Source organism: Arthrobacter sp. zg-Y750 (genome assembly GCF_020907365.1).
Lineage (GTDB): Bacteria > Actinomycetota > Actinomycetes > Actinomycetales > Micrococcaceae > Arthrobacter_B.
Window position 1 is genome coordinate 150,019 of the sequence record NZ_JAJJOC010000022.1, and the last position, 22,619, is coordinate 172,637.

Genomic DNA, 22,619 nt, shown 5'->3' on the forward strand with positions numbered 1-22,619 from the left:
GAGCAGCCGCGCAATCCTGCAAAGATCCCAGGGAAAGTCCCTACCAGAGCGCCGGAACCGGTCCTACCAGCCGCTCGTGCAGGGCAAGCGCCGAGCCGTCCGTCAGCGAGGCGACCTGGTCCACCACCACGCGCAGCCGGGCGCCGTCGTCGGCCGCGTCCTGCCAGTCGGCAGCGAACATCGGCTCCAGGTGCTTGTCCCCGGTGGCGGAGAGCTGGGCAACCAGGGCCGTGAGGATCTCCCGCTGGCGCTCATAAAGCGGCTGGCGCTGGTCGGTGGTCATCACGAAGGTGGTGGCCAGGCCCTTCATCACTGCGATTTCCAGTGCGGTGTCCTCGGGGACCACCATCTGGGCGTTGTAGCGCGTCAGCGGGTCCCTGCCGTAAATGCCGCGGGTGGCTTCCAAAGCACTGTTGCAGAACCTGCCGATCAGTTGGCTGGTCATGTCCTTCAGCGCGGCCATGGCGCGGCGGCTGCCATCGGACTCCCGGACCCACACCCGGGTTGCTTCCAGCCGTGCCAGTGCCGCCTCAATGGCAGCGGGGTCGACGCCGGGCAGGTACCACTGCTGCGTGTAGCCGACTACGCGGGCCCGCTGGTCGGGGTTGTCCAGCCACTTGAGCTGCACGTGGCCGGCGACAATGGCGTCCTCGACGTCGTGCACGGAGTAGGAGATGTCATCGGCCAGGTCCATGACCTGGGCCTCAAGGCAGGAGCGTCCGGCGGGAGCGCCGTCGCGCAGCCAGGTGAAGACCGGCAGGTCATCCTCGTACACGCCGAACTTGGTGGTGCGGTGCCCGTTGACCAGCGGGGCGTCGGCGATGGACCACGGGTACTTGGTGGCGGCGTCCAGGCTGGCGCGGGTCAGGTTCAGCCCGGCCGGCGTGCCGTCCGGGGCGATGATCTTCGGTTCCAGCCGGGTCAGCAGCCGCAGTGTCTGGGCGTTGCCCTCGAACCCGCCGATCACGTGCGCTATGTCGTTCAGCGCGGTCTCGCCGTTGTGGCCGAAGGGCGGGTGCCCCAGGTCATGGGAGAGGCAGGCGGCATCGACGACGTCGGGGTCGCAGCCCAGCGCGTTGCCTAGTTCCCGGCCCACCTGGGCCACTTCCAAGCTGTGCGTCAGCCGTGTCCGCACAAAGTCATCCGTATCCGGGGCCACCACCTGGGTTTTGGCCCCGAGCCGGCGCAGCGCGGAAGAATGCAGCACCCGCGCCCGGTCACGGCCGAACTGCGTGCGGTTGGTGTTTTTGGCCGGCTCGGTAACCCAGCGGGCCAGGTCAACGTCGGTATAGCCTGCGGTGGAAACTGCCTGCGGGAAGGTCATGGGTTGCTTTAGCCGCCTGATACGTCGAGTTCAGCTGCCGAAATGATGGCTTTCTGGGAGGCGTTCAGTTCCCGCCCGTCCAGCCAGCCTTCCGGCAGCGCTGTCTTTTTGGGTGTGCCGGCCCGTCCGCGCGGTCCCTCGGCGTCGGCGCCGGGGTACGGAGCTTCGGGATCCAGCTGGTCCAGCAGTTCACGGAGCACCGCCAGGGACGGTACCGTCGCCAGTTTAGCGCGGAGGTCTCCCCCGACCACGTAGCCCTTGAAGTACCAGGCCATGTGCTTGCGGATGTCGCGCAGGGCAATGACTTCGTCCCCGAAGGTCTCCACCAGCAACTCGGCATGCCGGTACACGCTGTCCGAAACCTGCTTCAGTCCGGGCCGGTGCCGTTCGGTGCTGCCCTCGAAGGCGGCCTCCAGGTCACCGAACAGCCAGGGCCGGCCCTGGCAGCCGCGGCCGATGACGACGCCGTCCACACCGGTTTCGCGCACCATGCGGATCGCGTCCTCGGCGGACCAGATGTCGCCGTTGCCCAGGACGTTCATGTCCGGCAGGGCTTCGCGCAGTTCGGCGATGGCAGACCAGTCGGCCTTGCCGGAGTAGAACTGCGAGGCCGTGCGGCCGTGCAGGGTCACCGCGGCCACCCCGGAGTCGCGGGCGATCTTCCCCGCGTCAAGGAAGGTCAGGTGGTCCTCGTCAATGCCCTTGCGCATCTTGATGGTCAGGGGCACGTTGCCGCGGGAAGCTTCCTTCACGGCGGTCTGCACAATGGCGGTGAACAGGTCCAGCTTCCAGGGCAGCGCCGAGCCGCCGCCCTTGCGGGTGACCTTGGGCACCGGGCAGCCGAAGTTCAGGTCGATGTGGTCGGCGCGGTCTTCCTCCACCAGGAGGCGGACGGCTGCACCGACGGTCTTGGGGTCCACACCGTACAGCTGGACGGAGCGGACCTTTTCGTCGTCGTCGTGCTTGATGATGCGCATCGACTCCGGCGAACGTTCCACCAGGGCGCGCGAGGTGACCATTTCGGTCACGTAGAGGCCGCCGCCGTATTCACGGCAGAGCCGGCGGAAGGCCTTGTTGGTAATACCGGCCATGGGAGCCAGAATCACCGGGGTGTCCACAGTGATGGGGCCTAATTGCAGCGGGGGAAGCTCGAGCTTGAGCTCCGGAGATAGAACAGTCACCTGTCTATTCTCGCAAGTGGATGCAAATCCTGCTCAGAACACCGCTGCACCTTCCGGTAAACGCGCCCGGTTGCGCCGCCAACTAAGATCAGTGGAAGAGATGTTTTCCATCGTGAAGGACGTACTGCCGCATGCCACGCGAATCCGGAACCCAGCGCGCCATACTGGATGCCGCGCTGGAACTAGCCGCAGCGAACGGCATCTCCGGCACCACCATGGATGACGTGGCCGAACGGGCCGGTGTGGCCAAGGGCAGCCTCTATTACAACTTCTCCTCCAAGGACAAGCTTTTCGAGAAGCTGACGCTGGAGGGTGTGGGCTCCCTGACTGATTCGCTGCGGACAGCACGGAGCGGCCGTACGGGCTGGCCTGCCATCGAGTCCATGGTCCGGGCCCTCCTGGAACTGCTGTGCGAAAACCGGGCGCTGGCCAAGCTGATGGCCGCCGAAATCCTGCGCACCGATCGCACCTGGCAGCACTCCATGCACCTGCTGCGCCAAGAGGCGCTGGCCGAGTTCGTGGAACCGATCCGTGAGACCGTGCAGGAGAACGGGACCGACGGCCCGGACAATGTGATGCTGATAGCCGGCAGTGTTTTCGGCGCCACCCTGATGGCTGCCCTGGACTGGCTGGTGTTTGACCCCGAACGCCCGCTGGAAAAGGTCACGGACTCAGTGCTGTATGCCCTGTCCGGCCAGCTCAAGTCCTAGCCGCTCTTTCCGGCCGCAGCCGCCGCAAACAGAAAAGCGGCGGCCCCCGGAATCGAAGTAATCCTCGATGCAGGGACCGCCGCTTTCGGCGCCGGTAACGCCTAGTCGCTGAGGATCAGCGTTTCGCTGCCGACCTGCCGGGCCACCCCGGCACGGGTCAGCGGTTCCAGTGCGCGGACCACGGCAGTCATGGACTCGTCGATTTCCAGCTGCACCGGATACTGGTACGCCAGCATGGCGATGAGCGACTCCACGGCGGCCTGCGCCTCGGCGTCGTCCAGCGTGGTGTCATAGCCCACCAGCACGTCCGCAGGCTCGTCAGTGCGTTCCTGCGTGTAGCTCACCGCGAAGGCGGCAATCTTCCCGCCGTCCTTCTTTGGCTTGTCCCGCAGCACAATGGCTCCGGAGGCACCGGTGGCGTCATTGAGCAGCATCTGCTGGGCCCGGCCCAGGTTCATGTCCGCCCGGTCCCAGCCGTGCACCGAGTTGTAGAACTCCGTCACCGCTGAGGTCAGCTCCACCGAACCGGTGGCGGCCTCGTCCAGCTGGGGACCGTCGTCGGTGAACACGGGCAGTTTCAGCTTGCCCGGCTCCACCACAATCACGGCCGAGCGCTGGATGGGTGTCAGCCCGACAGCTTCGGCGAACTTTGCGCCCGGGGTGCCCGGCTCCACCTTCGCGCGCAGCTTCCGCACGCCCGACGGCGCGGATTCGGCTTCCTTGCGAAGCATGCCCAGCAGGGTGCTGCCGAGGCCTGCGCGCCGGTTTTCCCGGGCTACCTCCACGTAGGCCCAGAGCCGGTCCGGGTGCAGGCTGGTCTCGTAGACCACCCCGGCGGCCACGGGGATACCGTCGTCTTCGGCCACAATGCAGCGGCTCCACGGTTCGTTGGAGGACGGGCGGAGCACGGCACGAAACTGGCCGGCCTGCACGCTCTCCGGATCGCCCCAGAGCTGGTTCAGCTTGAGATCGTCGTCTTCACGCCATTCGCGGAATGAAAGAGCCATTACGCGCCGATCAGGCGTTCGGCGAGGTAGCCCTCGACCTTGTCCAGGCTCACCCGCTCCTGGGCCATCGTGTCGCGTTCACGCACGGTGACGGCCTGATCCTCGAGGGTGTCGAAGTCCACGGTGATGCAGAACGGGGTGCCGATCTCGTCCTGGCGGCGGTAGCGGCGGCCAATGGCGCCGGCGTCGTCGAAGTCGATGTTCCAGTTCCGGCGCAGCTGCGCGGCGAGGTCCTTGGCCTTGGGCGAGAGGTCCTCGTTGCGGCTCAGCGGCAGCACGGCGGCCTTGACCGGGGCGAGGCGCGGATCCAGTTTCAGGACGGTGCGCTTGTCCACTCCGCCCTTGGCGTTGGGGGCCTCGTCCTCGGTGTAGGAGTCCACCAGGAACGCCATGAAGGAACGGGTCAGGCCGGCGGCGGGCTCAATCACGTACGGGGTGAAACGCTCGTTGGTGGCCTGGTTGAAGTAGCTCAGGTCCGTGCCGGAGTGCTTGGAGTGCGTGCCGAGGTCGAAGTCGGTGCGGTTGGCAATGCCTTCCAGCTCGCCCCACTCGGAGCCCTGGAAGCCGAAGCGGTATTCGACGTCGGTGGTGCCCTTGGAGTAGTGGCTCAGCTTTTCCAGCGGGTGCTCGAACAGCCGCAGGTTTTCGGGATCGATGCCCAGGCCCACATACCAGTTGAAGCGGTTTTCGATCCAGTACTTGTGCCATTCCTCGTCCGTGCCCGGCTCAACGAAGAACTCCATTTCCATCTGCTCGAACTCGCGGGTGCGGAAGATGAAGTTACCCGGCGTGATTTCGTTGCGGAAGCTCTTGCCGATCTGGCCGATGCCGAACGGCGGCTTCTTCCGCGAGGTGGTCAGCACGTTGTTGAAGTTCACGAAGATGCCCTGCGCGGTTTCCGGGCGCAGGTAGTGCATCCCTTCCTCGTTGGCCACCGGGCCCAGGAAGGTCTTGAGCAGGCCGGAGAATTCCTGCGGTTCGGTCCACTGTCCCTTGGTGCCGCAGTTGGCACAGGCAATATCGGCCAGGCCGTTCTCAGGGGCGTGGCCCTTCTTTTCCTCGTAAGCCTCTTCGAGGTGGTCGGCACGGTAGCGCTTGTGGCAGCTCAGGCACTCGACCAGCGGATCGGAGAAGACCTCCACGTGGCCTGATGCTTCCCAGACCTGGCGCGGCAGGATGACGGCCGAGTCCAGGCCTACGACGTCGTCGCGGCCGCGGACCATGTGCTGCCACCACTGCTTCTTGATGTTTTCCTTGAGCTCGACACCCAGGGGGCCGTAATCCCATGCGGACCGGGAACCGCCGTAAATCTCACCCGACTGGAAAACGAAGCCCCTGCGCTTGGCCAGGGAGATGATCGGATCCAGCTTGGATTTGGTCGAAGCCATGGAATGGTACCGCCGTTCTTTTCGTGTATACAGGGCCGCTGGGTGCGGTCCGCTCGTGGTCCCGGGCCCGTCCGCGCAGCTTCAAAGGGCATGCGGGGACAGTGCCAACAGGCAAAGCTTAACTACCAGCTTAAGGCGAGCAGGGCCCGCCCACCTACCGGAGCCGTTCGGTGCGTCGCTGCCCGTCTCAGCGGGGCGTGCCGGCGGTGTCCGGCCGCGAGGAACGGCGACGGCGGAACGGACCGCCGCCGGGCATGTTCCACGGCAGGGTGGCCAGCACAATGGCGGCCAGGGTCAGCAGGGTGCCGAGCACCGTGGCTGCCACCACTGTGGTTCCCGGGGCCGGGAAGACAATATCGAGCAGCAGGGAGCCGATCAGCTGTCCGCCGATCAGGCCGAGGCTCGTCAGCAGCACTCCCAGGCTGCGCACCAGCAGCGCTGCCAGGCCAATAAAGACGCACCCCATCGGGCCGCCCAGGTACAGCCACCATTCTCCCGGCAGCGGGTTGCCCAGACCGGACACAGCCACCTTGATGCCCCACATCACGGCCAGCAGGACGGTGCCCGAGATGAAGTTCACCAGCGTGGCCGTGATGGGAGTGCCGTAGTGCATGCCCGTAGTGCCGTTCATGGCCTGCTGGAAACTCATCAGCATGCCGGCCGTCAGCGGCAGCAGCACCGGCAACAACCAGGCGGACGGATCCTGCCCGCCGGTCAGCTTCGGGCTGACAGCCCAGGCCACCGCGGCAATGGTCAGCACCGCTCCCACCACGCGCATCACGGTCAGCGCCTTCTTACCGGCGGGGCCGATCCCGAGCCGGTCCACCACCAGTCCGGTCAGGGTCTGCCCGGCGACTGCGGCCACCGTGAACACGGCGACGCCCAGCACGGCGACGGTAAGGGTCTGGGAAAGAACAAAATAGCCGCCGATCATGCCGGCCAGTACGTAGTAGCGCGGAAAGCGCCGTTCGCGCAGGGCAGGCAGCAACTGGGAGGCGCCGGCGCGCCCGCGCGGAAGGACGACGCTGATGGCGCTCATCACTACCAAGCCAACGGTAAAGCTGACCAGTGCAGCGGCCAGGCCGTCGTCAAGCCGCTGTCCGAGGGTTCCGTTCACGCGCGTCTGGACCGGCATGGCGACGCCGGCGAGGAGGGACAGGGGCAGACCGATCAGCGGGGACATCCGCACAGCATTTGGCACGCGTCCACCCTACCGCCGCCCGCGTGCCCGCCGTTCCCTGCGTCCGGCGTCGTCGTCATCGGGCAGAATGGAAGGATGAGTTCCCCCGATGCCCAAGACCTGCCCATCCGCGACGAAATGATCCGCCTCGGCCAGCTGCTCAAACTCGCGAACCTGGCCGAAGACGGCATCCATGCCAAGCAACTGATCGAAGACGGCCTGGTGAAGGTCAACGGCGACATCGAGGAGCGGCGCGGCCGGCAGCTGCACGCCGGTGACGAAGTAACCGTGAACGGTGAAACTGTCCGGATTGTCCGCGAAGGCTGACCTTTCGGCCCGGACGGCGGCGCTGGGACGTCCGGATTAGGACGTCCGGGCGCCGCGCAGCACCGTATGCGTGAGGAATTCCTTCACGTGCCCCAGCTCCTGCATGTTAATGCCGTGGCCCATGTTCGAGTACAGGATCTTGGTCAGCGCAGTGTGCGTATTGAGCCAGGCGTGCGTGTATTCGATCCGGGCTGCGTCGATCACCGGGTCGGCCTGGTCCCGCCCCCAGAAGAACGGCACCTTGTGCTCCGCCAGCTCGCCGTCAGAAAAGAACGCGTGGTCCTGCGAGGGCACTACAAAACCGGACAGCCCGACGACGGCGGCGAAGTCCCGGGGGCGGTGGCGCAGCAGCGAGGTGGCAACGGCCATCCCCATGGAAAAGCCCAGCATGCTCACGCTGCTGTGCCCGGTGCTGATGCCGTCCAGCCAGTCGGACACGGCGGATACTGAGTCCACCACGGCCTCCACGGAGTAGTCGGCGTCAGCCGTCAGCGGGAACCAGGTGTAGCCGGGGCCCATTGCCTGCGGGGCCCGCACCGAGGCGATGGTGAACTCTGCCGGGAGGTAGTCGGTGAGGCCCATGAGGTCCTCCTCGTTGGCCAGGTGACCGTGAAAAAGGACGAGCAGCGGAGTGCCGGCGCGTTCGGCTTCAGGCTTGGACCACAGGACAACGGGATTCTCGAAAGTCATGGGTCCAATTCTGGCACGCCCTTATTTACAACCTACGGTCGCGTAGCCTGCGGGCCGTTTGCAAGAATTGACCGGTGAGTACAAATTACCTGTCCCAAGCCGCTCCCGCCCCCGAGTCCGGACGACAGCAGCCGCCGGCTCACCTCTGGTCCCGGATGGTTGCCATGGGCGATTCCTTCACCGAAGGCATTGGCGATCCCGACCCGAACAGTCCGGGCGGCAACCGCGGGTGGGCGGACCGCGTGGCCGAGGAACTCGCGTCAGGCCAGCCCGACTTCGCTTACGCGAACCTGGCTATCCGCGGACGGCTGCTCAACCAGATTGTCGACGAGCAGCTGGAACCGGCCCTGGCACTGAAGCCGGACCTGGTGACCATCTGCGCCGGCGGAAACGACGTCATCCGTCCCGGCGGCGATCCGGACCGGCTGGCCGAACGCATGGACGGAGCCGTGGCCCAGCTGCGCGCCGCCGGTGCCGGAGTGGTCCTCTTTACCGGCCCGGACCTCGGGAACACTCCGGTGCTGAGCAGCGTCCGGGGCCGTGCCGCCATCTACAACGAGAACCTGCGGACCGTGGCCAAGCGGCACGGCGCCGTCGTTGCGGACATGTGGGCGCTGCGCGAACTGAACGATCCGCGGATGTGGGCTCCGGACCGGCTGCATTTCTCGCCGCTGGGCCATCACACCATTGCGGCCATGGTGCTGGACACCCTCAATGTCCCGCACACCCTGGAACCGCTGGAAACCAAACCCCTGCAGGCCAAGAAATGGCGTGCCGCCCGGTCCGAGGACCTGGTCTGGGCCCGGGAATTCCTCCTACCCTGGGTGGTCCGCCGGGTGCGCCACCAGTCCTCCGGCGACGGTATTTCCGCCAAGCGGCCCGAGGCCGGCCCCATGTTCGGGGCACCGATGCCGCAGGGCGCCGGCGAAGCCGACTAGCGGCCCTGCGCGGCCGGCTGGCCGGTGCGCCCGCGCCGGCCCAGCCGGAACCCGCCCCAGAAGGCACCGGCAAGCAGTCCCGCCGCCACAAGCAGATACCCCAACTGCATTCGGCCGGTGAGCATCAGCAGCTTCCCCGGCCCGGTGCCTTCCTCCAGCGGCCCGTAGGCAAACCAGCCGAAGGACTCCACCGGTGCGGTGGCGGCCAGGACGACGCCGGCAACCACCAGCGCCGCTGCCGCCAGCGGGACCATTGAGGCCTTGAGGATCCTGGCTGCCGGGCTGCGGCGGCCGGACACATCTGCTGCATTGCTCATGGCGGCAAGACTAACCCGCGCCGCGCCTGCTCACTTCTCTGCCTGCTCGATCAGGTTCGCCAGATGGAAGGCCCAGCCCTCACGGTGCGCCTCGGATAATGCCGGCCCAGATTTCAGTGCGGCGAACCCGCTCTCGGTGACGGCGACGTCGGTCGCGCTGCCCTCCCCGCCGTCGTCGTCCGCCGGCGTGAGTTCAAAGCTGACCACTGTGTGCGCCTCCCAGTCCGGAGCTGTCCAGCGGAAGGAAAAAAGGCGGCCCGGGGCCACGGCCAGGACCGTGCCGCTGGCCGTATGCTCCACCCCGTCCTCCATCCAGCGCTCCTGCAGCGGAGAGCCGGGATGCGGCGAGAAATCCATGTCCGGCCACCACGCCGCCCGGTTGTCAACGAGTGCATGCCAAAGGGCCTGCGGCGAGCACTGGGCCCGCCCCTGCAGATGGATCCGGTCAGTCATGGCATTGTTTTCGCACGGATAGGCCCTGCTGGCAAGGGCACCGCCCTGTTGCCCGGCGGGCCCAGTTGATATAGCTGGGACTCCCGGCCCCCACCCGAGAGCAGGACTGCCATGCCCGAAGTGTCCGCCCCGTTTCCCGCCGGCGCCCCGTGCTGGGCGGACCTGGCCAGCTCCGACCCGCAGCGGGCCAGGGAGTTTTACGCCGGGTTGCTGGGGTGGGAGGCTGCTGTGTCCGAACCGGACGGGTATGCCGACTTCCTCCATCGGGGCTCGGCGGTGGCCGGACTGATGCCCAACTCCCCCGAAACCGCCTACCCGGATACCTGGACGGTGTACCTGGCTTTCGGGGATGCCGCCGGTTCAGCGGATGCGGCTGCCGAGGCCGGCGGGCAGGTGATGCTGGATCCGCAGCAGGTGGGGAGCAAGGGATCAATGGCCCTGCTCGGTGACCCGTCCGGAGGAACCATCGGCATCTGGCAGCCGGCGGACCATCCCGGATTCGCGCGGATCGACGAGGTGGGGGCACCGGTCTGGTACGAGCTGCTGACCAGCGACTATCCGGCCGCCCTGCGGTTCTACCGGGACGTCTTCGGGTGGGAGACCGAAGTCCTCTCCGATACCGCCGACTTCCGGTACACCACCGTCCAGAGCAACGGCCGGCCAGTAGCCGGCGTGATGGACGGCGCCGCGGACCTGCCCGACGGGATCCCCTCGCACTGGGAGCTTTACTTCGGGCACACCGACGTCGACGCCGCTGCCGACCTGGCCGAGGAACTGGGCGGGGCGGTGCTCACCCCGCCCGAAGACTCCCCTTACGGCCGGATGGTCCAGCTGGCTGATCCCACCGGTGCAGCCTTCTGGCTGATGGAGGCCGAGGCAGACTAACCCGCCCCGCGGCTCACGCGAAAAACGCCACCCGGAGCGGGCCGGCAATCTCCTGCGCGTTGGTCAGGAAACCGTCATGCCCAATCGGTGCCCGGATCAGGTGCACGGAGGTACCCCGGGGCAGGGCCGCGGCCAGGTCGGCTGACTGCTGTGGAAAGTACAGCCGGTCCGACTCGACCGCCGCGATGAAGAACTCGGCACCGGTCCCCCGCAGTGCCTCGCGCAGGGATCCTCGTCCGCGCGCGACGTCGTGCCCCGCGAGCGCTTCGGCGAGCACCAGATAGGTGTTGGCGTCAAAGCGGTCCACGAGTTTTTCCGCCTGGTGGTCCAGGTAGCTTTCCACCGCGTAGCGGCCCCTCTGAGCAGGGAGCGGGGCACCGAACGGGTCCTCGGTTCCCTGCGGACTGCGCCCGAACCGGTACTCCAGCTCCGGCTCGGACCGGTAGGTGATGTGGGCTATCCGCCGCGCCAGCCCGAGCCCGGCCAGCGGCGGGGCACCGTTGTAGTAGTCCCCGCCGTTGAACGCCGGGTCCAGCCGGATCGCGGCCAGCTGCGCCTGGGCAAAAGCGATCTGCTCCGCGGTGCTGGCCGCCGTCGCCGCAATGACGGCGCAGCGTTTCACCCGCCCGGGTTCGGTAACCGCCCATTCCAAGGCCCGTGCTCCCCCGAGCGAACCGCCCAGCACGGTGTGCCAGGCCCGGATCCCGAGCAGGTCGGCCAGCCGTGCCTCGGCGCGCACCGAGTCGCGGACGGTGACAAACGGGAACCGGGATCCCCAGGGCAGTCCCTGCGGATCCGGGGACGAGGGACCGGTGGAACCGTAGCAACCGCCCAGCATGTTCGCCGCCACCACATAGAACCGGTTGGTGTCCACGGTTTTGCCCGGCCCCACCAGGTCATCCCACCAGCCCGGTTCATCCGTATCGCCCCGAGCCACATGGGTGCTGCCGGTCAGCGCATGGGCAATAAACACTGCGTTGCCGGCGTCGGCGTCGAGCCGTCCCCACGTTTCGTAACCGAGGACGACGTCGGGCAGGTAACCGCCCGTTTCCAGGTCGAGTCCGCCAATGGAGGCGAACTGCAGCACCCCGTCCCGGTCGGTGACGGGGTGCTGCAGAGCGGGGTGCCGGATCGCCACGGAAGGCTCAGGCTCCCTTGGCGGCCCGGAAGCCGGCATCGAGGTCCGCCAGGATGTCATCGATGTGTTCAATGCCCACGGACAGCCGCACCAGCCCCGGGCTGACCCCGGCGGCCAGCTGCGCCTCGGCACCGAGCTGGCTGTGTGTGGTCGACGCCGGGTGGATGACCAGCGAGCGCACGTCCCCCACGTTGGCCACGTGGGAATGCAGTTCCAGTCCGTCGACAAACCGCTTCCCGGCGTCCACCCCGCCGTCGATCTCAAAGGACACAATCGCGCCGGTGCCGCGTGGACCATACTTGCGTCCGCGCTCAAACCAGGGACTGGATTCCAGACCCGCGTACGCCACCGAGACGACGTCGTCGTGCCCCTCGAGCCAGTTGGCGACGGCGACTGCGTTGGCGACGTGCCGCTCCACCCGCAGGCTCAGGGTTTCCAGTCCCTGCGCAATGAGGAACGCGTTGAACGGGGACACCGCCGAACCGAGGTCGCGCAGCAGCTGCACCCGGGCCTTGAGGATATAGGCCAGGTTGGCGCCCAGCGCACCGTTCACGCCCAGGTCCCGGGCATAGACCAGGCCGTTGTAGCTCTCATCGGGGGTGTTGAAGCCGGGGAACTTCTCCGGGTCGGCGGCGAAGTCGAAGTTGCCCGAATCCACGATCACCCCGGCAATGGAAGTCCCGTGCCCGCCCAGATACTTGGTGGCCGAATGCACCACAATGTCCGCACCCCACTCAATCGGCCGGATCAGGTACGGCGTGGCGAGGGTGTTGTCCACAATCAGGGGAACGCCGGCGTCGTGCGCGACGGCGCTGATGCCCTCCAGGTCCAGCACGTCCTGCCGCGGGTTGGAGACCACCTCGCCGAAGAACGCCTTGGTGTTGGGCTGCACCGCTGCCCGCCACTGCTGAAGGTCATCCGGGTCCTGCACAAACGTGGTGTCGATCCCGAACTTCTTCAACGTGTGCCGAAGCAGGTTGTAGGTGCCGCCGTACAGGCTGGGACTGGCCACGATGTGGTCACCGGCATGGGCTACGTTGAGCAGCGCAAAGGTTTCCGCTGCCTGCCCCGAGGCCAGCAGCAGCGCGCCGACGCCGCCCTCCAGGGAAGCGATCCGGTTTTCCACCGCTTCCTGGGTCGGGTTGCCGATCCGGGTATAGATGGGTTCCAGTTCGGCCAGCGCGAACCGGTTCGCGGCGGCCTCAGCGCTGGGAAACACAAAGGACGACGTCTGATAGATCGGCAGGGCACGCGCACCGGTGACGGCGTCGGGCTCCTGGCCTACGTGGATCTGGCGGGTTTCAAAAGACCAATCTGCACTCATGATGCTCCCTCATACCAGGGGCCGCACAACGCCGTCGTTCCGGTTTTGGGTACACGAACGTGCACACCGGAATTCCGGTAGGGCTGCGGGGCCCGCGCTTGCCGGACGCCCTCTTGGCGTACGGCCAGGTCTTCACCCGGGGCACCCCACCGCGGTTGGAGGGTTGCCGGCCAGCAAGCCGGGGCTATCTGCTGGCACTCATGACCTGCACCTATGAAAACCGATAGCCGGGCCCAGCGCAACCTTCATGACTTTGCGTGAAACCCGGTGGCGCCCCGATCCGCCGTTTCGCTTCCGCCGGCACTGAAATTGGCGGTAAGGAGGTCCTAAGTCGAGACGGTGGTCACAACGTGCCACAATGAGCCGCATGCGCTTGGATCATGTTTCTTACGCCTGTGAATCTGACGGTCTTTTGGCCACCACCGAGAGGATTGCTGCTGCCCTCGGCGCCGACTTCGTTAAGGGTGGCGTCCACCCCCGATTCGGTACCCGCAATATGATCCTCCCCCTGGCCAACAACCAGTACGTCGAGGTTGTGGAGGTGCTCAACCACCCGGCATCGGACAAGGCCCCCTTCGGCCAGGCCGTGCGCCAGCGCTCCGAATCCGGCGGCGGCTGGATGGGCTGGTGTGTTGCGGTGGATGACCTCTCACCCTTCGAAGAGCGGCTGGGCCGTTCCTCCGTGCCGGGCAACCGGAAGTTTCCGGACGGCCAGGAGCTGACCTGGCAGCAGATCGGCATCAACGGCCTGATTGCCGATCCGCAGGTGCCCTACCTGCTGCGCTGGGATGACGGGACCGAGGCACTGCACCCGTCCAACGCCATTCCCGGCATGCCCGGCTCCGTGAAGCTGAGCTCGCTGACCATTGCCGGTTCCGCCGCCCGGGTCAGTGACTGGCTGGGCACCCGTGTCGAGGAGCCGCTGGACGGCCTGGGAGTCACCTGGATCGCTCCGGCCGGCACACCGGGCGTTATGTCGGTAACCTTCGACACCAGCAAGGGTCCCGTCGAGATCTAGGGTCGGGTTTTCCTGCCGGGTTGGGTTTCTGCTGCCGGTTGGAAGCGGCAGCAGCAACCCAAACCGGTCGATTCCTCTAACCTGCCAAACTTTCCACAGTGCGCAACGGCACGCTCGCCGGAAAACCGTGCACGCCGTATGCCTGTATCCATGGATCAGGAACTTCTCTTTGCGGCCGACACCGCGAACGCCCTGGCTAAACCACTGGCGCTGCGCTGCGCCGCAGGCGAATTGGTGCGGATACGGCGGGGTGTCTACGTCGGTGCTGCTGCCTGGGCCCACATGCCCCGCTGGGAACGGGACCGCTTGCGGATTGTTGCGGCGCTGGAGAGCGGATCAGGGCCAAGGGTGCTGCTCCAGGAATCAGCGGCAGCAATGTGGGGGATTCCCGTCATCGGTTCCCCACCGGAAGTGCTGTTGCTTGCATCCGACAGCTCCCACGGCCGGCGCCGCGGCGGCCTGCGATGGACCAGACGGAAGCTCTTGGAACCACTGGCGTGCCGGGACGGTGTGCAGCTCACGTCCCGCGCCCAGACGGTCATCGATATGGCTGCCTATCTTCCTTTTGAGCAGGCCGTCCCGGCCATGGACCATGTGCTGCGGCCCGACCCGACCCGAGAGTTTCCGTCGCTCAGCAAGGACTACCTGCACGCCGTTGCGTCACGGCTTCCGGACCGGGCGAAGCACTCTCGAGCGGTGAGGGTCATAGATTTCGCCGATGCGCGGTCTGAATCCCCTGGCGAGTCTTTCTCTCGTGCAATTCTTCACAAGCACGGTTTTCCGGCTCCCGAGTTGCAGCACGAGTTCCGTTCCGCCGGTGGGCGCTTCCTTGGCCGTACCGATTTCTATTGGCCGGAGCAAAAGCTCGTGGGCGAATTTGACGGTGCTGTGAAATACGGGCGAGGCACTATGGCGTTTCCGGGTGGAAAGAGTATGCCGCCTTCCTGGGAGACGCTGACACGCGAGAAACAGCGTGAAGACGCAATCCGGGCGCGAGGCGTGCGGTTCATCCGCTGGTCCTGGAACGACGTCACAGGATCCCCTCAGGATCCGGAGGGGTTGGTCCAATGCCTGGTTCGTGCAGGTCTGCCACGGAAACGGGGCGGCAAATCTGCTGCCGGTTAGCGATTCTGCCCGCGCTTTACATATCTGCTGCCAGCTGTATACGGCAGTAGAAACGTCAACCGGTTGAATTTTCCCAAACCGGAGCGACTCCGGCGCAGGAGGGAGATACCGCACCGGTAAGTTGGTCCGAATGGAAAGAATCACGGCACCGGATGGTGTGCAGCTATGCGTGCAACTCGAAGGCGCCGGTGACCAGCCGCCTGTTCTGGTGCTTCCGGGCGGACCGTGCCGCGACCCCGCTTACCTTGTGGGCCTGGCGGGGCTGGCCGCCGTGCGTCCGCTTGCCGTTCTCCATCCCCGGGGAACCCCCGCGACCGGTGGACTGTCCCGCGGTTGGTGGAATGACGCGGCGGACGCCATCGCGGTTGCCGATGCGCTGGGCCTGCCCGGCTTCGATATCCTCGCCCACTCTGCAGGGACGCGCCTGGCCCTGGCGGCCGCTGCGCAGTTCCCCGGACGCGTCCGCTCAATGGCCCTGGTCACTCCAGCCGCAGCCTGGCTAACCGGCGCGGTGCACGACGGCCCTGATCTTGCCGCCCGCCGGTCCGAGCCGCTGGTCGACGCAGCCCTCACCTCGATGTCCGGGGTGCAGCCCGGCACGGAGGATGAGTTCCAGCATGCCCTGAAGGTGGAGGCCCCCGCCGGATATGCCCGCTGGGCAGCACCGGAGCGGCAGCACTCCGGCGTCGGGACGATGACCCTCGCCGCAGCATCGGCCTGGTTCAACCGGATCCCCGGCGACGCCGCCGCCCGGATCCTTGCCTCGCCGCAGCCGCCCACCTTGGTGGTGGGCGGCCAAGAGGACATCCTCTCCGGCGTCGGACCCGTCCGCGCGTATGCCAATGCCCTCGGCGCCGAGCTCGCATTCCTGCCCGACTGCGGACACTACCCCTGGATCGAGCAACCTGAAGCCTTCGTCCGGATCATGGAGGGCTGGCTGCGGATTCCCGCTGCCGGTTAGGGATTCTCCTGCCGGTTTGGGAAATCCCTCCGCTGCGCCGTGGCAGGGATTTCCCAAACCGGTCGATTTCTCTAACTAGGAACCGGCGGCGCGGATCAGCCGGGCGTTGAGCTCCCGCACCGTGCCGGCATCGATCTTCAGCACGGCCCGGTCATAGGTGAGCAGGCCGTTGTCCTCGTCCTCGACGTCCGTCAGCTGGGTGTAGACCGTAGCCGCCAGGCCGCGGGCAACCGCGGGTTCCATCTGCCGCAGCATCAGCCGCCGGTACGCCCGTTTCAGAGCCGCGCGGCTCCGGAAGCTGCGGTAACCGTGCTCCTTGGCGTTGAACGTGTGGCCCGGGATGCGCAGGCTGTAGCCGCCGTATTCGGACAGTACGACGGCGCGGCCGCCCCGCAGCCAGCCCTTCCGCAGCCGGAACGGCACCACGTAGACGTGCACGCTCTTCAGGTCTCCCCCGCCCTGGTCATGCCAGCCGCTGGCGTGGTCGATGGTGCGGGTGGGGTCCAGCCGGCGCAGCAGGTGAGCGGCGGCATTGGCGTCAAACTGGCCCCAGCCCTCGTTGAACGGAACCCAGACGGCCAGGGATACCGCGTTTTGCAGCAGTTCCACGGTGCCGCGCAGTTCGGCCAGAAACTCTTGGCGCCCCTGCTCGTCGTCCCGTCCGAAGACCAGGTACGCGTCGTCGCTGCGGTGCGGCGCCCCGGCCGCCGGCGGCCTGATCACCGAGTTCCGGTAGGTGCTGCCGCCGTTGACCAGGTCCTGCCAGACCAGGATCCCCAGCCGGTCGCAGTGGTAATACCAGCGCAGCGGCTCAATCTTGATGTGCTTGCGCAGCATGGTGAAGCCCAGGTCCTTGGCGCGGCGGATGTCTGAGGCGAGCGCCGCGTCCGACGGCGCCGTGTAGAGCCCGTCCGGCCAGTAGCCCTGGTCCAGCAGCCCGGCATGGAAGTACGGACGGCCGTTGAGCAGCAGCCGCTGCCGCCCCTTCGCGTCGGGTCCCATGCCGACGGTCCGCAGCCCGGTGTAGCTTTGCACCCGGTCCACTTCGCGGCCGCCGTCGAGCAGCCGCACCTCAACGTCGTACAGGAACGGGTCATCGGGGGTCCACAGGTGCGGGTCCGGCACGCGGATACGCGAGGGCACACCGGGTACGACGGCGGCCTCGGCCACGGTGCGTCCGCCGGCGGAGAGGGTAACGAGGGCGGTCAGGTCCGGGCCTCGGCCTTCCGAAACGTCCACCGATCCGCCTTCCCCTGCACCCGGCCCGGCACCGCCGTCGAGCAGCACCTTGATGTCCACAGACTCGAGGTCGGGGACCAGCGCCAGCCGCCCAACGCTGATCCGCGGCACCGATTCCAGCCACACGGTCTGCCAGATGCCGGACTGGGCGGTGTACCAGATCCCGCCGCGGTCCAGCTTTTGCTTGCCGCGGCTGTGGTGACCGGTGTCGCTGATATCCCGGACCCGGACCACAATTTCCTGCCCGGAATCCCCGGACTGCCCGTCCAGGACCAGGGCGTCGGTGACGTCCAGCGTGAACGGCAGGTACCCGCCCACGTGGCCGCCCACCGGTGTCCCGTTAACCGTTACCGTGCAGCTTTGGTCCACGGCGCCGAAGTGCAGCAGCACCCGCTCGCCGGCGAACCCCTCGGGCAGCCGGACCGTCCGGCGGTACCATAGCGCCTGGTCGGGCTGCAGCTGGCGGCCGACGCCGGACAGCGGGGCCTCCGGAGAGAAGGGCACCAGGATTTGCCCCTCCCATGTGTCCGGCGGCTGTTGCACCGCGGCGGGGGTTACGGCGTACTGCCAGTACCCGTTGAGGTTGAGGTAGCTCTCCCGGACCAGCTGCGGGCGCGGGTATTCCTGGAGCACCGCGTCCGGGTCCAGGGCCGATCCCCAGGCGGTCAGCAGTGTCACAGTGTCTCCATCTCCAGATGCCATTCTCAGTTGCCGATGCCGATGGCCGGGCCGAACAGCGCAAACCCGACAAAGCCCGTGATGTCCACCAGTGCGTGGGCAATGACCAGCGGCATCACGCGCCGGGTTTTGACATAGACCGCACCGAACAGCAGGCCCATCAGGAAATTGCCTATCCCGGGGCCGATGCCCTGGTACAGGTGGTAGCTGCCGCGGATCAGGGCGCTGGTGAGGATGATCGCCGGGGCACCCCAGCCCAGCTGCCGCAGCCGGGTGAACAGGTAGCCCACCACAACCACCTCTTCGAGCACCGCGTGCCGCACGGCGGAGAGGATGAGCACCGGCAGCGTCCACCAGTAAGTGTCCAGCGCAGCGGGAACCAGCGCGGTGGTGATCCCCAGCGCCCGGCCGGCCGCATACACGCCCAGGGTTCCGACGCAGATCACTGCCGCCAGCCCCACCCCCAGCAGGAAATCGCGCAGCGGCTTCTCGAAGGTGAACCCGATCCGGCGGAAAGCCGACTTACCGGGTTCAGTCAGCAGGAAGAGCACCAGCGCCACCGGAACCAGGGAGAAGAAGATCCCCAGCAGCTGGTACACCAGATCGAACCAGGGCTGCTCGTCCAGCACCGGATTCAAGGTGGTGGTCTGCCCGCCCAGGGGCGCTTCAGTCGCCTTTTCGATCAGCTCGACGACGGCGTAAACCCCGGACCTGCCCAGGGACAGTCCGAGCACAATCAGGATTTCGAAGACCAGCATCCGCCGGGCCCGGGGATCCAGTGAACCGGCCGGGGCGGAAGGGGAGGCAGCACGCATGGTGTCCATTCTGCCGGACGGAGTGCATGCTCCGCCCCGTGGCTCAGCGCACCTGCTGCCCGGCCCGCCACACCGCTCCCGTGAGCGGCATGCCGGGCCGGTAGGCCAGGTGAGCTGCGGAGGGCGCGTTCAGCAGCTGCAAGTCCGCACGGTGCCCGACGGCGAGCGACCCCACCGCCCGCTGCCCGTCCCGGTCTTTCCCGGTGTGCATCCGAAGGGCCAGGGCTCCGCCGAAGGTGGCGGCCCGGAGCGCTTCCTGAACGGTGAGGCCCATTTGCAGCACGGCCGTGGCCACGCAGAAGTTCATCGAGCTGGTGTAGGAAGTGCCCGGATTGCAGTTGGAGGCGAGTGCCACCTGCACGCCGGCATCCAGCAGCTGCCGTGCCGGAGCCAGTGGTGCACGGGTGGACAGGTCGCACGCGGGCAGGCAGGTGGCCACCGTTCCGGGGACACCGGGAGCACCAAGCCCAACGCCGTTCCATTGTGCCCACGTCCCGGCAAGGGCATCGATGTCCTCGTTCGTCAGGTAATTCACGTGATCCACGCTTGCCGCCCCGAACTCGACGGCCAGGCGCACCCCAGCACCGTGGCCCAGCTGGTTGCCGTGCACCCGCAGCCCCAGGCCGGCGTCGCGGCAGGCCTGCAGCACCCGGCGGGACTGGTCCTCGGTAAAGGCGCCCACCTCGCAAAAGACATCGGCCCACTGCACATACGGCAGCACGGCTTCGAGCATGCCGGTGCAGACCAGGTCCGTGTATTCCTCTGCATCAGCGCCGGCCGGAACCAGATGCGCGCCCAGGTAGGTCACCTGGTTCGCAACCGTGGACGCAATCCGGGCGTGCCGCCGCTCTTCCTCCACACCCAGCCCGTAGCCGGTCTTGGTTTCCAAATATGTAGTGCCGCCGGCTGCGGCCTCGGCAACGCGTGCCAGCAGCAGCCTGGTCAGCTCGTAATCCGAGGCGTCCCGGGTGGCGCCGGTGGTGACGGCGATGCCGCCGGCGGCGTAGGCCTCTCCCGCCATACGCGCCTCGAACTCCGCGCCGCGGTCCCCTGCAAAAACCAGGTGCGTGTGGGAGTCCACCCATCCCGGCAACCCCGCCCGTCCGCCGGCGTCGACCACCACATCAGCGGCCGGCGCCGCCGAGGCCGCACCGATCCAGCTGATCCGTTCTCCCTCAAACACCACGGCGGCATCCCGCAGCACGGAACCGTCCGCTCCTCGGGACTGGTCCTGGGTGGAGAGCTCGCCGATGTTGTTGATCAGTGTTGCTGCCGTGGGCTGGGTGGATGCGCTCATGAGTCTTTCGTGGTTGCGGCGGGTGGCGTGCGGTGCCGGGACGAGTCCACGGCGGCGACGGCGGCTGACAGCAGAACGGCCGGGTCGCCCAGGCGGGTGTGCAGCCCGTTCCGGGCCAGGATGCGGCCGCCGACGACGACGGTGTGCACATCCGCGGCCGTAGCGGTAAGTGCCAGCTGGCCCGCCTCCGAACCGGCGGTACGGATGGTTCGGAGATCCACTGACATCAGATCACAGGTTTGTCCGACGGCCAGCCCGGGCGACGGCCGTCCCTGCGCTTCTGCTCCGGCACGGGAAGCGGCAGTGTGCAAATCCGCCGGGGCAAAGCGGCCGCGTTTCCCGGAACGGAGGCGTTCCCCGTGTTCCAGCGCCCGCATCTCCAGCCAGGGATCCACGACGGCGTGCTGGTCGGTGCCCAGCGCGATCCGGGCACCCGCATCGCGCAGCTGTGCCGCGGGGCCGATCCCGTCAGCCAGGTCCGCCTCCGTAGTGGGACACAGAACCACAGTTGCGCCGGCATTGCCGAGGACCGTGATGTCTTCGGCACCCAGATGGGTGGCATGAACCGCCGATAGCCGCCGGGTCACCAGTCCGTGCTTGGCCAGCAGCAGTGCCGGGGTGAGTCCGGTGGCTTCTACACAGGCTTCGTTCTCGGCTGGCTGTTCGGAGAGGTGGATGTGCAGCGGCAGGTCCGCGGGAAGGTTCCGGGAGATCAGTTCCAGTTCCTCCTCCGGAACACCGCGCACGGAGTGCAGCGCAGCGGCAACGCTGACCTGTGCGGGATCGAATTCTTCCGCGAACGCTTCCCGGAGGGAGGCCAGCCGCTGCAGCCAGGCGGCGCCGTCGCGGTCACCGAACCGCAGCTGGCCCCGGGTGAGCGGCGCGCCGAACCCGCCGGCCAGATAACAGGTATCCAGAAGCGTCAGCCGGATGCCTGCGGCGACGGCTGCCCGTGCCAGGGCACGCTCCATGGCATGCGCCTGCCCGTAGGGGCTGCCGTCCGGCCGGTGGTGGACATAGTGGAACTCGGCCACCGAGGTCCAGCCGGTGACCACCATTTCCGTGAACACCGCCGTAGCAAGCTGCCCGTACAGGTCCGGGGTCAGTGTGGCGGCGGCCTCGTACATCTGCTCGCGCCAGGTCCAGAAGCTGCCCGTGCCGGCGTCGTGCGTGCGGCCGCGCAGGATCCGGTGGAAGGCATGGGAGTGGGCATTCGACGCCGCCGGGAACGTCACTCCGGCCAGCCGGCAGTCACCCGCGCGGGCCGGGACGCCGGTTTCGGAACGTGTCACTGTTCCCAAGGCATCGACCTCCAGCCGGACACCGCCAACAACGCCCCCGTTGATCCAGCCCTGCTCGCACCAGAAGGACGCCTGCCGGTCCGGCGCACTCACAGCAGGTCCTGCAGCACATCCGCCAGGGCCGCCGCTCCGGCGTCGGCGTCGGCCTCCTCCACGTACTCCTCCGGCGAGTGGCTGATCCCGGTGGGATTGCGGACAAACAGCATGCCGGCGGGCACGTGCCCGGCAAGGATCCCGGCGTCGTGCCCGGCGCCGGTGGGCAGCACGGGCGCCCCCGGCAGCGACAGCTCCAGGCTGCGCCGCAGTTCGGCGTCGAAGTCCGTGGTCCCGGTCCAGGATTCCCGGGACAGGGAAACGGTGCAGCCCTCGAACGCGGCGATCTTCTGCGCCTTGCCGTGGATGGTATCCACCAGGTCCAGCGCGGCGGCGTCCTGCGGGTGCCGGGCGTCCAGCCACAGATCCACCCGGGAGGCGATGACGTTGGTGCCGCCGGGCACGGGTTCGATCCGTCCCACCGTGGCCCGGGCGCCTTCCACGCCGGACGCGGCCTGCTGCACCGCGAGGATGATCTGCGCGGCGGCCACCATGGGATCTGCGCGGTCCGCCATCGCAGTGGTTCCGGCGTGGTTGCCCTGCCCGGTTATGCTCATCCGCCAGCGGCCGTGGCCCAGGACGGACCCGCCGACGGCGACTCCCGGACCGCCGTCGCCCAGCCCCCTGCCCTGCTCCACATGCAGTTCCACAAAGTCCCCGATGCGGGCAAGGGCCTGCCCGTCCCTGCCCAGCAGCTCCGGGTCCAGCCCGTTGGCGCGGGCTGCTTCGGCGAATGTGGTGCCGTCTGCGTCGCGCAGGTTCCGTGCCTTGTCGGGGTCGATCGCGCCGGTGAGCAGGCGCGAACCCAGGCAGGCCACACCGAAGCGGGACCCTTCCTCTTCCGGGAACACGGCAATGGCCAGGGACCGGCGGGGCTCGACGCCGCGGCTGCGCAGGATGTCGACGGCGGCGAGCGCCGAGGCCACTCCCAGTGGTCCGTCGAAGGCTCCGCCGCCGGGCACGGAATCCAGGTGGCTGCCGGTAACCAGGGCGCCTTCCTGCGGTTGCCCCCACCAGGCCCAGAGGATCCCGTTGCGGTCGGTTTCCACCGGCAGGCCGCGCCGTTCCGCCTCCACGGCAAACCACCCGCGCAGGTCCAGCTCCGCGGTGGAAAACACGGGGCGCGAGTAGCCGCCCCGGCGGGGGTCCCGGCCAACGTCCTGAATGGACCCAAGCAGGGAACTGACGCTGGGGATGTTCTTGTCCGTGTACCTATCCCTCATCGGCCCG

General features: G+C 67.5%; 22 protein-coding genes and 1 riboswitch. Of the genes, 7 read left to right on the forward strand and 15 right to left on the reverse strand.

The window, feature by feature from the left end; all coding sequences use genetic code 11:
- Nucleotides 1-40: 40 nt before the first annotated feature.
- Together LOC57_RS14740 and dusB are read right to left on the reverse strand one after the other, a co-directional pair.
- Nucleotides 41-1,324 carry a deoxyguanosinetriphosphate triphosphohydrolase gene (locus LOC57_RS14740; protein ID WP_229960631.1) on the reverse strand — a complete coding sequence of 428 codons (1,284 nt, stop codon included), beginning with the start codon at nucleotides 1,322-1,324 and terminating at the stop codon, nucleotides 41-43.
- A gap of 8 nt (nucleotides 1,325-1,332) precedes the next feature.
- Entirely contained in the window at nucleotides 1,333-2,505 is a 1,173-nt protein-coding gene (gene dusB / locus LOC57_RS14745; protein ID WP_227913932.1) for a tRNA dihydrouridine synthase DusB, read from the reverse strand.
- A gap of 131 nt (nucleotides 2,506-2,636) precedes the next feature.
- Here dusB and LOC57_RS14750 point away from each other — a divergent pair, with 131 nt between their 5' ends.
- Nucleotides 2,637-3,215 (forward strand): TetR/AcrR family transcriptional regulator, encoded by a 579-nt coding sequence (locus tag LOC57_RS14750; RefSeq protein WP_229960633.1) that lies wholly within the window; start codon nucleotides 2,637-2,639, stop codon nucleotides 3,213-3,215.
- Between the two features lie 101 nt (nucleotides 3,216-3,316).
- On the opposite strand, the gene LOC57_RS14755 is transcribed toward LOC57_RS14750, so the two are convergent.
- From LOC57_RS14755 to LOC57_RS14765, 3 genes are all read right to left on the reverse strand, one after another.
- Complete coding sequence (locus LOC57_RS14755) at nucleotides 3,317-4,222, reverse strand: GNAT family N-acetyltransferase (protein WP_227913930.1); 906 nt, start codon at nucleotides 4,220-4,222, stop codon at nucleotides 3,317-3,319.
- Nucleotides 4,222-5,610, reverse strand: coding sequence for a glycine--tRNA ligase (locus LOC57_RS14760; protein ID WP_227913929.1), 1,389 nt, complete (start codon nucleotides 5,608-5,610; stop codon nucleotides 4,222-4,224). The genes LOC57_RS14755 and LOC57_RS14760 overlap by 1 nt, the downstream gene beginning before the upstream one ends.
- Nucleotides 5,611-5,797: 187 nt before the next feature.
- Nucleotides 5,798-6,811 carry a DMT family transporter gene (locus LOC57_RS14765; protein ID WP_442860188.1) on the reverse strand — a complete coding sequence of 338 codons (1,014 nt, stop codon included), beginning with the start codon at nucleotides 6,809-6,811 and terminating at the stop codon, nucleotides 5,798-5,800.
- Between the two features lie 75 nt (nucleotides 6,812-6,886).
- Between LOC57_RS14765 and LOC57_RS14770 the strand changes: the two genes are divergently transcribed.
- Nucleotides 6,887-7,117 carry an RNA-binding S4 domain-containing protein gene (locus tag LOC57_RS14770; protein ID WP_227913928.1) on the forward strand — a complete coding sequence of 77 codons (231 nt, stop codon included), beginning with the start codon at nucleotides 6,887-6,889 and terminating at the stop codon, nucleotides 7,115-7,117.
- Nucleotides 7,118-7,153: 36 nt separating this feature from the next.
- On the opposite strand, the gene LOC57_RS14775 is transcribed toward LOC57_RS14770, so the two are convergent.
- Nucleotides 7,154-7,807, reverse strand: a complete 654-nt coding sequence (locus LOC57_RS14775; protein WP_229960635.1) for an alpha/beta hydrolase — start codon at nucleotides 7,805-7,807, stop codon at nucleotides 7,154-7,156.
- 74 nt (nucleotides 7,808-7,881) lie between these two features.
- Between LOC57_RS14775 and LOC57_RS14780 the strand changes: the two genes are divergently transcribed.
- Complete coding sequence (locus LOC57_RS14780) at nucleotides 7,882-8,745, forward strand: SGNH/GDSL hydrolase family protein (protein WP_442860187.1); 864 nt, start codon at nucleotides 7,882-7,884, stop codon at nucleotides 8,743-8,745.
- On the opposite strand, the gene LOC57_RS14785 is transcribed toward LOC57_RS14780, so the two are convergent.
- A complete protein-coding gene (locus LOC57_RS14785; RefSeq protein WP_229960637.1) occupies nucleotides 8,742-9,062 on the reverse strand; it encodes a hypothetical protein in 321 nt (106 codons plus the stop codon). The genes LOC57_RS14780 and LOC57_RS14785 overlap by 4 nt on opposite strands.
- Before the next feature lie 30 nt (nucleotides 9,063-9,092).
- A complete protein-coding gene (locus LOC57_RS14790; protein ID WP_227927330.1) occupies nucleotides 9,093-9,515 on the reverse strand; it encodes an SRPBCC family protein in 423 nt (140 codons plus the stop codon).
- 111 nt (nucleotides 9,516-9,626) lie between these two features.
- Here LOC57_RS14790 and LOC57_RS14795 point away from each other — a divergent pair, with 111 nt between their 5' ends.
- Entirely contained in the window at nucleotides 9,627-10,400 is a 774-nt protein-coding gene (locus tag LOC57_RS14795; protein ID WP_229960639.1) for a VOC family protein, read from the forward strand.
- Between the two features lie 13 nt (nucleotides 10,401-10,413).
- Here the strand turns inward: LOC57_RS14795 and metX are convergent, their stop codons facing one another.
- Complete coding sequence (metX, locus tag LOC57_RS14800) at nucleotides 10,414-11,538, reverse strand: homoserine O-acetyltransferase MetX (protein WP_442860733.1); 1,125 nt, start codon at nucleotides 11,536-11,538, stop codon at nucleotides 10,414-10,416.
- A gap of 7 nt (nucleotides 11,539-11,545) precedes the next feature.
- A complete protein-coding gene (locus tag LOC57_RS14805) occupies nucleotides 11,546-12,862 on the reverse strand; it encodes a bifunctional o-acetylhomoserine/o-acetylserine sulfhydrylase (RefSeq protein ID WP_229960643.1) in 1,317 nt (438 codons plus the stop codon).
- Nucleotides 12,863-12,951: 89 nt separating this feature from the next.
- Nucleotides 12,952-13,068: riboswitch (SAM riboswitch) on the reverse strand.
- A 161-nt stretch (nucleotides 13,069-13,229) separates the two neighbouring features.
- Between LOC57_RS14805 and LOC57_RS14810 the strand changes: the two genes are divergently transcribed.
- The 3 genes from LOC57_RS14810 to LOC57_RS14820 all read left to right on the forward strand — a co-directional run bounded on the left by LOC57_RS14810 (nucleotide 13,230) and on the right by LOC57_RS14820 (nucleotide 15,966).
- Nucleotides 13,230-13,880, forward strand: coding sequence for a VOC family protein (locus LOC57_RS14810; protein WP_227913921.1), 651 nt, complete (start codon nucleotides 13,230-13,232; stop codon nucleotides 13,878-13,880).
- Nucleotides 13,881-14,030: 150 nt separating this feature from the next.
- The gene (locus LOC57_RS14815; protein ID WP_229960645.1) at nucleotides 14,031-15,005 is read left to right on the forward strand and encodes an endonuclease domain-containing protein; all 975 of its coding nucleotides are present in this window, start codon (nucleotides 14,031-14,033) and stop codon (nucleotides 15,003-15,005) included.
- A gap of 130 nt (nucleotides 15,006-15,135) precedes the next feature.
- A complete protein-coding gene (locus LOC57_RS14820) occupies nucleotides 15,136-15,966 on the forward strand; it encodes an alpha/beta fold hydrolase (protein ID WP_229960647.1) in 831 nt (276 codons plus the stop codon).
- A 75-nt stretch (nucleotides 15,967-16,041) separates the two neighbouring features.
- Here the strand turns inward: LOC57_RS14820 and LOC57_RS14825 are convergent, their stop codons facing one another.
- Genes LOC57_RS14825 through LOC57_RS14845 form a run of 5 tightly spaced genes read right to left on the reverse strand, consistent with a single transcriptional unit; the run spans nucleotide 16,042 to nucleotide 22,612 of the window.
- Nucleotides 16,042-17,883 (reverse strand): glycoside hydrolase family 2 protein, encoded by a 1,842-nt coding sequence (locus LOC57_RS14825; protein WP_229960649.1) that lies wholly within the window; start codon nucleotides 17,881-17,883, stop codon nucleotides 16,042-16,044.
- A gap of 26 nt (nucleotides 17,884-17,909) precedes the next feature.
- Nucleotides 17,910-18,698, reverse strand: a complete 789-nt coding sequence (locus LOC57_RS14830) for a CPBP family intramembrane glutamic endopeptidase (protein ID WP_442860185.1) — start codon at nucleotides 18,696-18,698, stop codon at nucleotides 17,910-17,912.
- A gap of 43 nt (nucleotides 18,699-18,741) precedes the next feature.
- A complete protein-coding gene (locus LOC57_RS14835) occupies nucleotides 18,742-19,995 on the reverse strand; it encodes an amidohydrolase family protein (protein WP_229960651.1) in 1,254 nt (417 codons plus the stop codon).
- A complete protein-coding gene (locus LOC57_RS14840; RefSeq protein ID WP_229960653.1) occupies nucleotides 19,992-21,389 on the reverse strand; it encodes a formimidoylglutamate deiminase in 1,398 nt (465 codons plus the stop codon). The genes LOC57_RS14835 and LOC57_RS14840 overlap by 4 nt, the downstream gene beginning before the upstream one ends.
- Nucleotides 21,386-22,612 carry an allantoate amidohydrolase gene (locus LOC57_RS14845; protein ID WP_229960654.1) on the reverse strand — a complete coding sequence of 409 codons (1,227 nt, stop codon included), beginning with the start codon at nucleotides 22,610-22,612 and terminating at the stop codon, nucleotides 21,386-21,388. The genes LOC57_RS14840 and LOC57_RS14845 overlap by 4 nt, the downstream gene beginning before the upstream one ends.
- Between the last annotated feature and the right edge of the window lie 7 nt (nucleotides 22,613-22,619).

Excerpts from the sequence above, each read along its gene's own strand:
- LOC57_RS14740 (WP_229960631.1), bottom strand. The coding sequence starts at position 1,324 with ATGACCTTCCCGCAGGCAGTTTCCACCGCAGGCTATACCGACGTTGAC.
- LOC57_RS14750 (WP_229960633.1), top strand. The coding sequence starts at position 2,637 with ATGCCACGCGAATCCGGAACCCAGCGCGCCATACTGGATGCCGCGCTG.
- LOC57_RS14755 (WP_227913930.1), bottom strand. The coding sequence starts at position 4,222 with ATGGCTCTTTCATTCCGCGAATGGCGTGAAGACGACGATCTCAAGCTG.
- LOC57_RS14760 (WP_227913929.1), bottom strand. The coding sequence starts at position 5,610 with ATGGCTTCGACCAAATCCAAGCTGGATCCGATCATCTCCCTGGCCAAG.
- LOC57_RS14770 (WP_227913928.1), top strand. The coding sequence starts at position 6,887 with ATGAGTTCCCCCGATGCCCAAGACCTGCCCATCCGCGACGAAATGATC.
- LOC57_RS14775 (WP_229960635.1), bottom strand. The coding sequence starts at position 7,807 with ATGACTTTCGAGAATCCCGTTGTCCTGTGGTCCAAGCCTGAAGCCGAA.
- LOC57_RS14785 (WP_229960637.1), bottom strand. The coding sequence starts at position 9,062 with ATGAGCAATGCAGCAGATGTGTCCGGCCGCCGCAGCCCGGCAGCCAGG.
- LOC57_RS14790 (WP_227927330.1), bottom strand. The coding sequence starts at position 9,515 with ATGACTGACCGGATCCATCTGCAGGGGCGGGCCCAGTGCTCGCCGCAG.
- LOC57_RS14795 (WP_229960639.1), top strand. The coding sequence starts at position 9,627 with ATGCCCGAAGTGTCCGCCCCGTTTCCCGCCGGCGCCCCGTGCTGGGCG.
- LOC57_RS14805 (WP_229960643.1), bottom strand. The coding sequence starts at position 12,862 with ATGAGTGCAGATTGGTCTTTTGAAACCCGCCAGATCCACGTAGGCCAG.
- LOC57_RS14810 (WP_227913921.1), top strand. The coding sequence starts at position 13,230 with ATGCGCTTGGATCATGTTTCTTACGCCTGTGAATCTGACGGTCTTTTG.
- LOC57_RS14815 (WP_229960645.1), top strand. The coding sequence starts at position 14,031 with ATGGATCAGGAACTTCTCTTTGCGGCCGACACCGCGAACGCCCTGGCT.
- LOC57_RS14820 (WP_229960647.1), top strand. The coding sequence starts at position 15,136 with ATGGAAAGAATCACGGCACCGGATGGTGTGCAGCTATGCGTGCAACTC.
- LOC57_RS14830 (WP_442860185.1), bottom strand. The coding sequence starts at position 18,698 with ATGCGTGCTGCCTCCCCTTCCGCCCCGGCCGGTTCACTGGATCCCCGG.
- LOC57_RS14835 (WP_229960651.1), bottom strand. The coding sequence starts at position 19,995 with ATGAGCGCATCCACCCAGCCCACGGCAGCAACACTGATCAACAACATC.
- LOC57_RS14845 (WP_229960654.1), bottom strand. The coding sequence starts at position 22,612 with ATGAGGGATAGGTACACGGACAAGAACATCCCCAGCGTCAGTTCCCTG.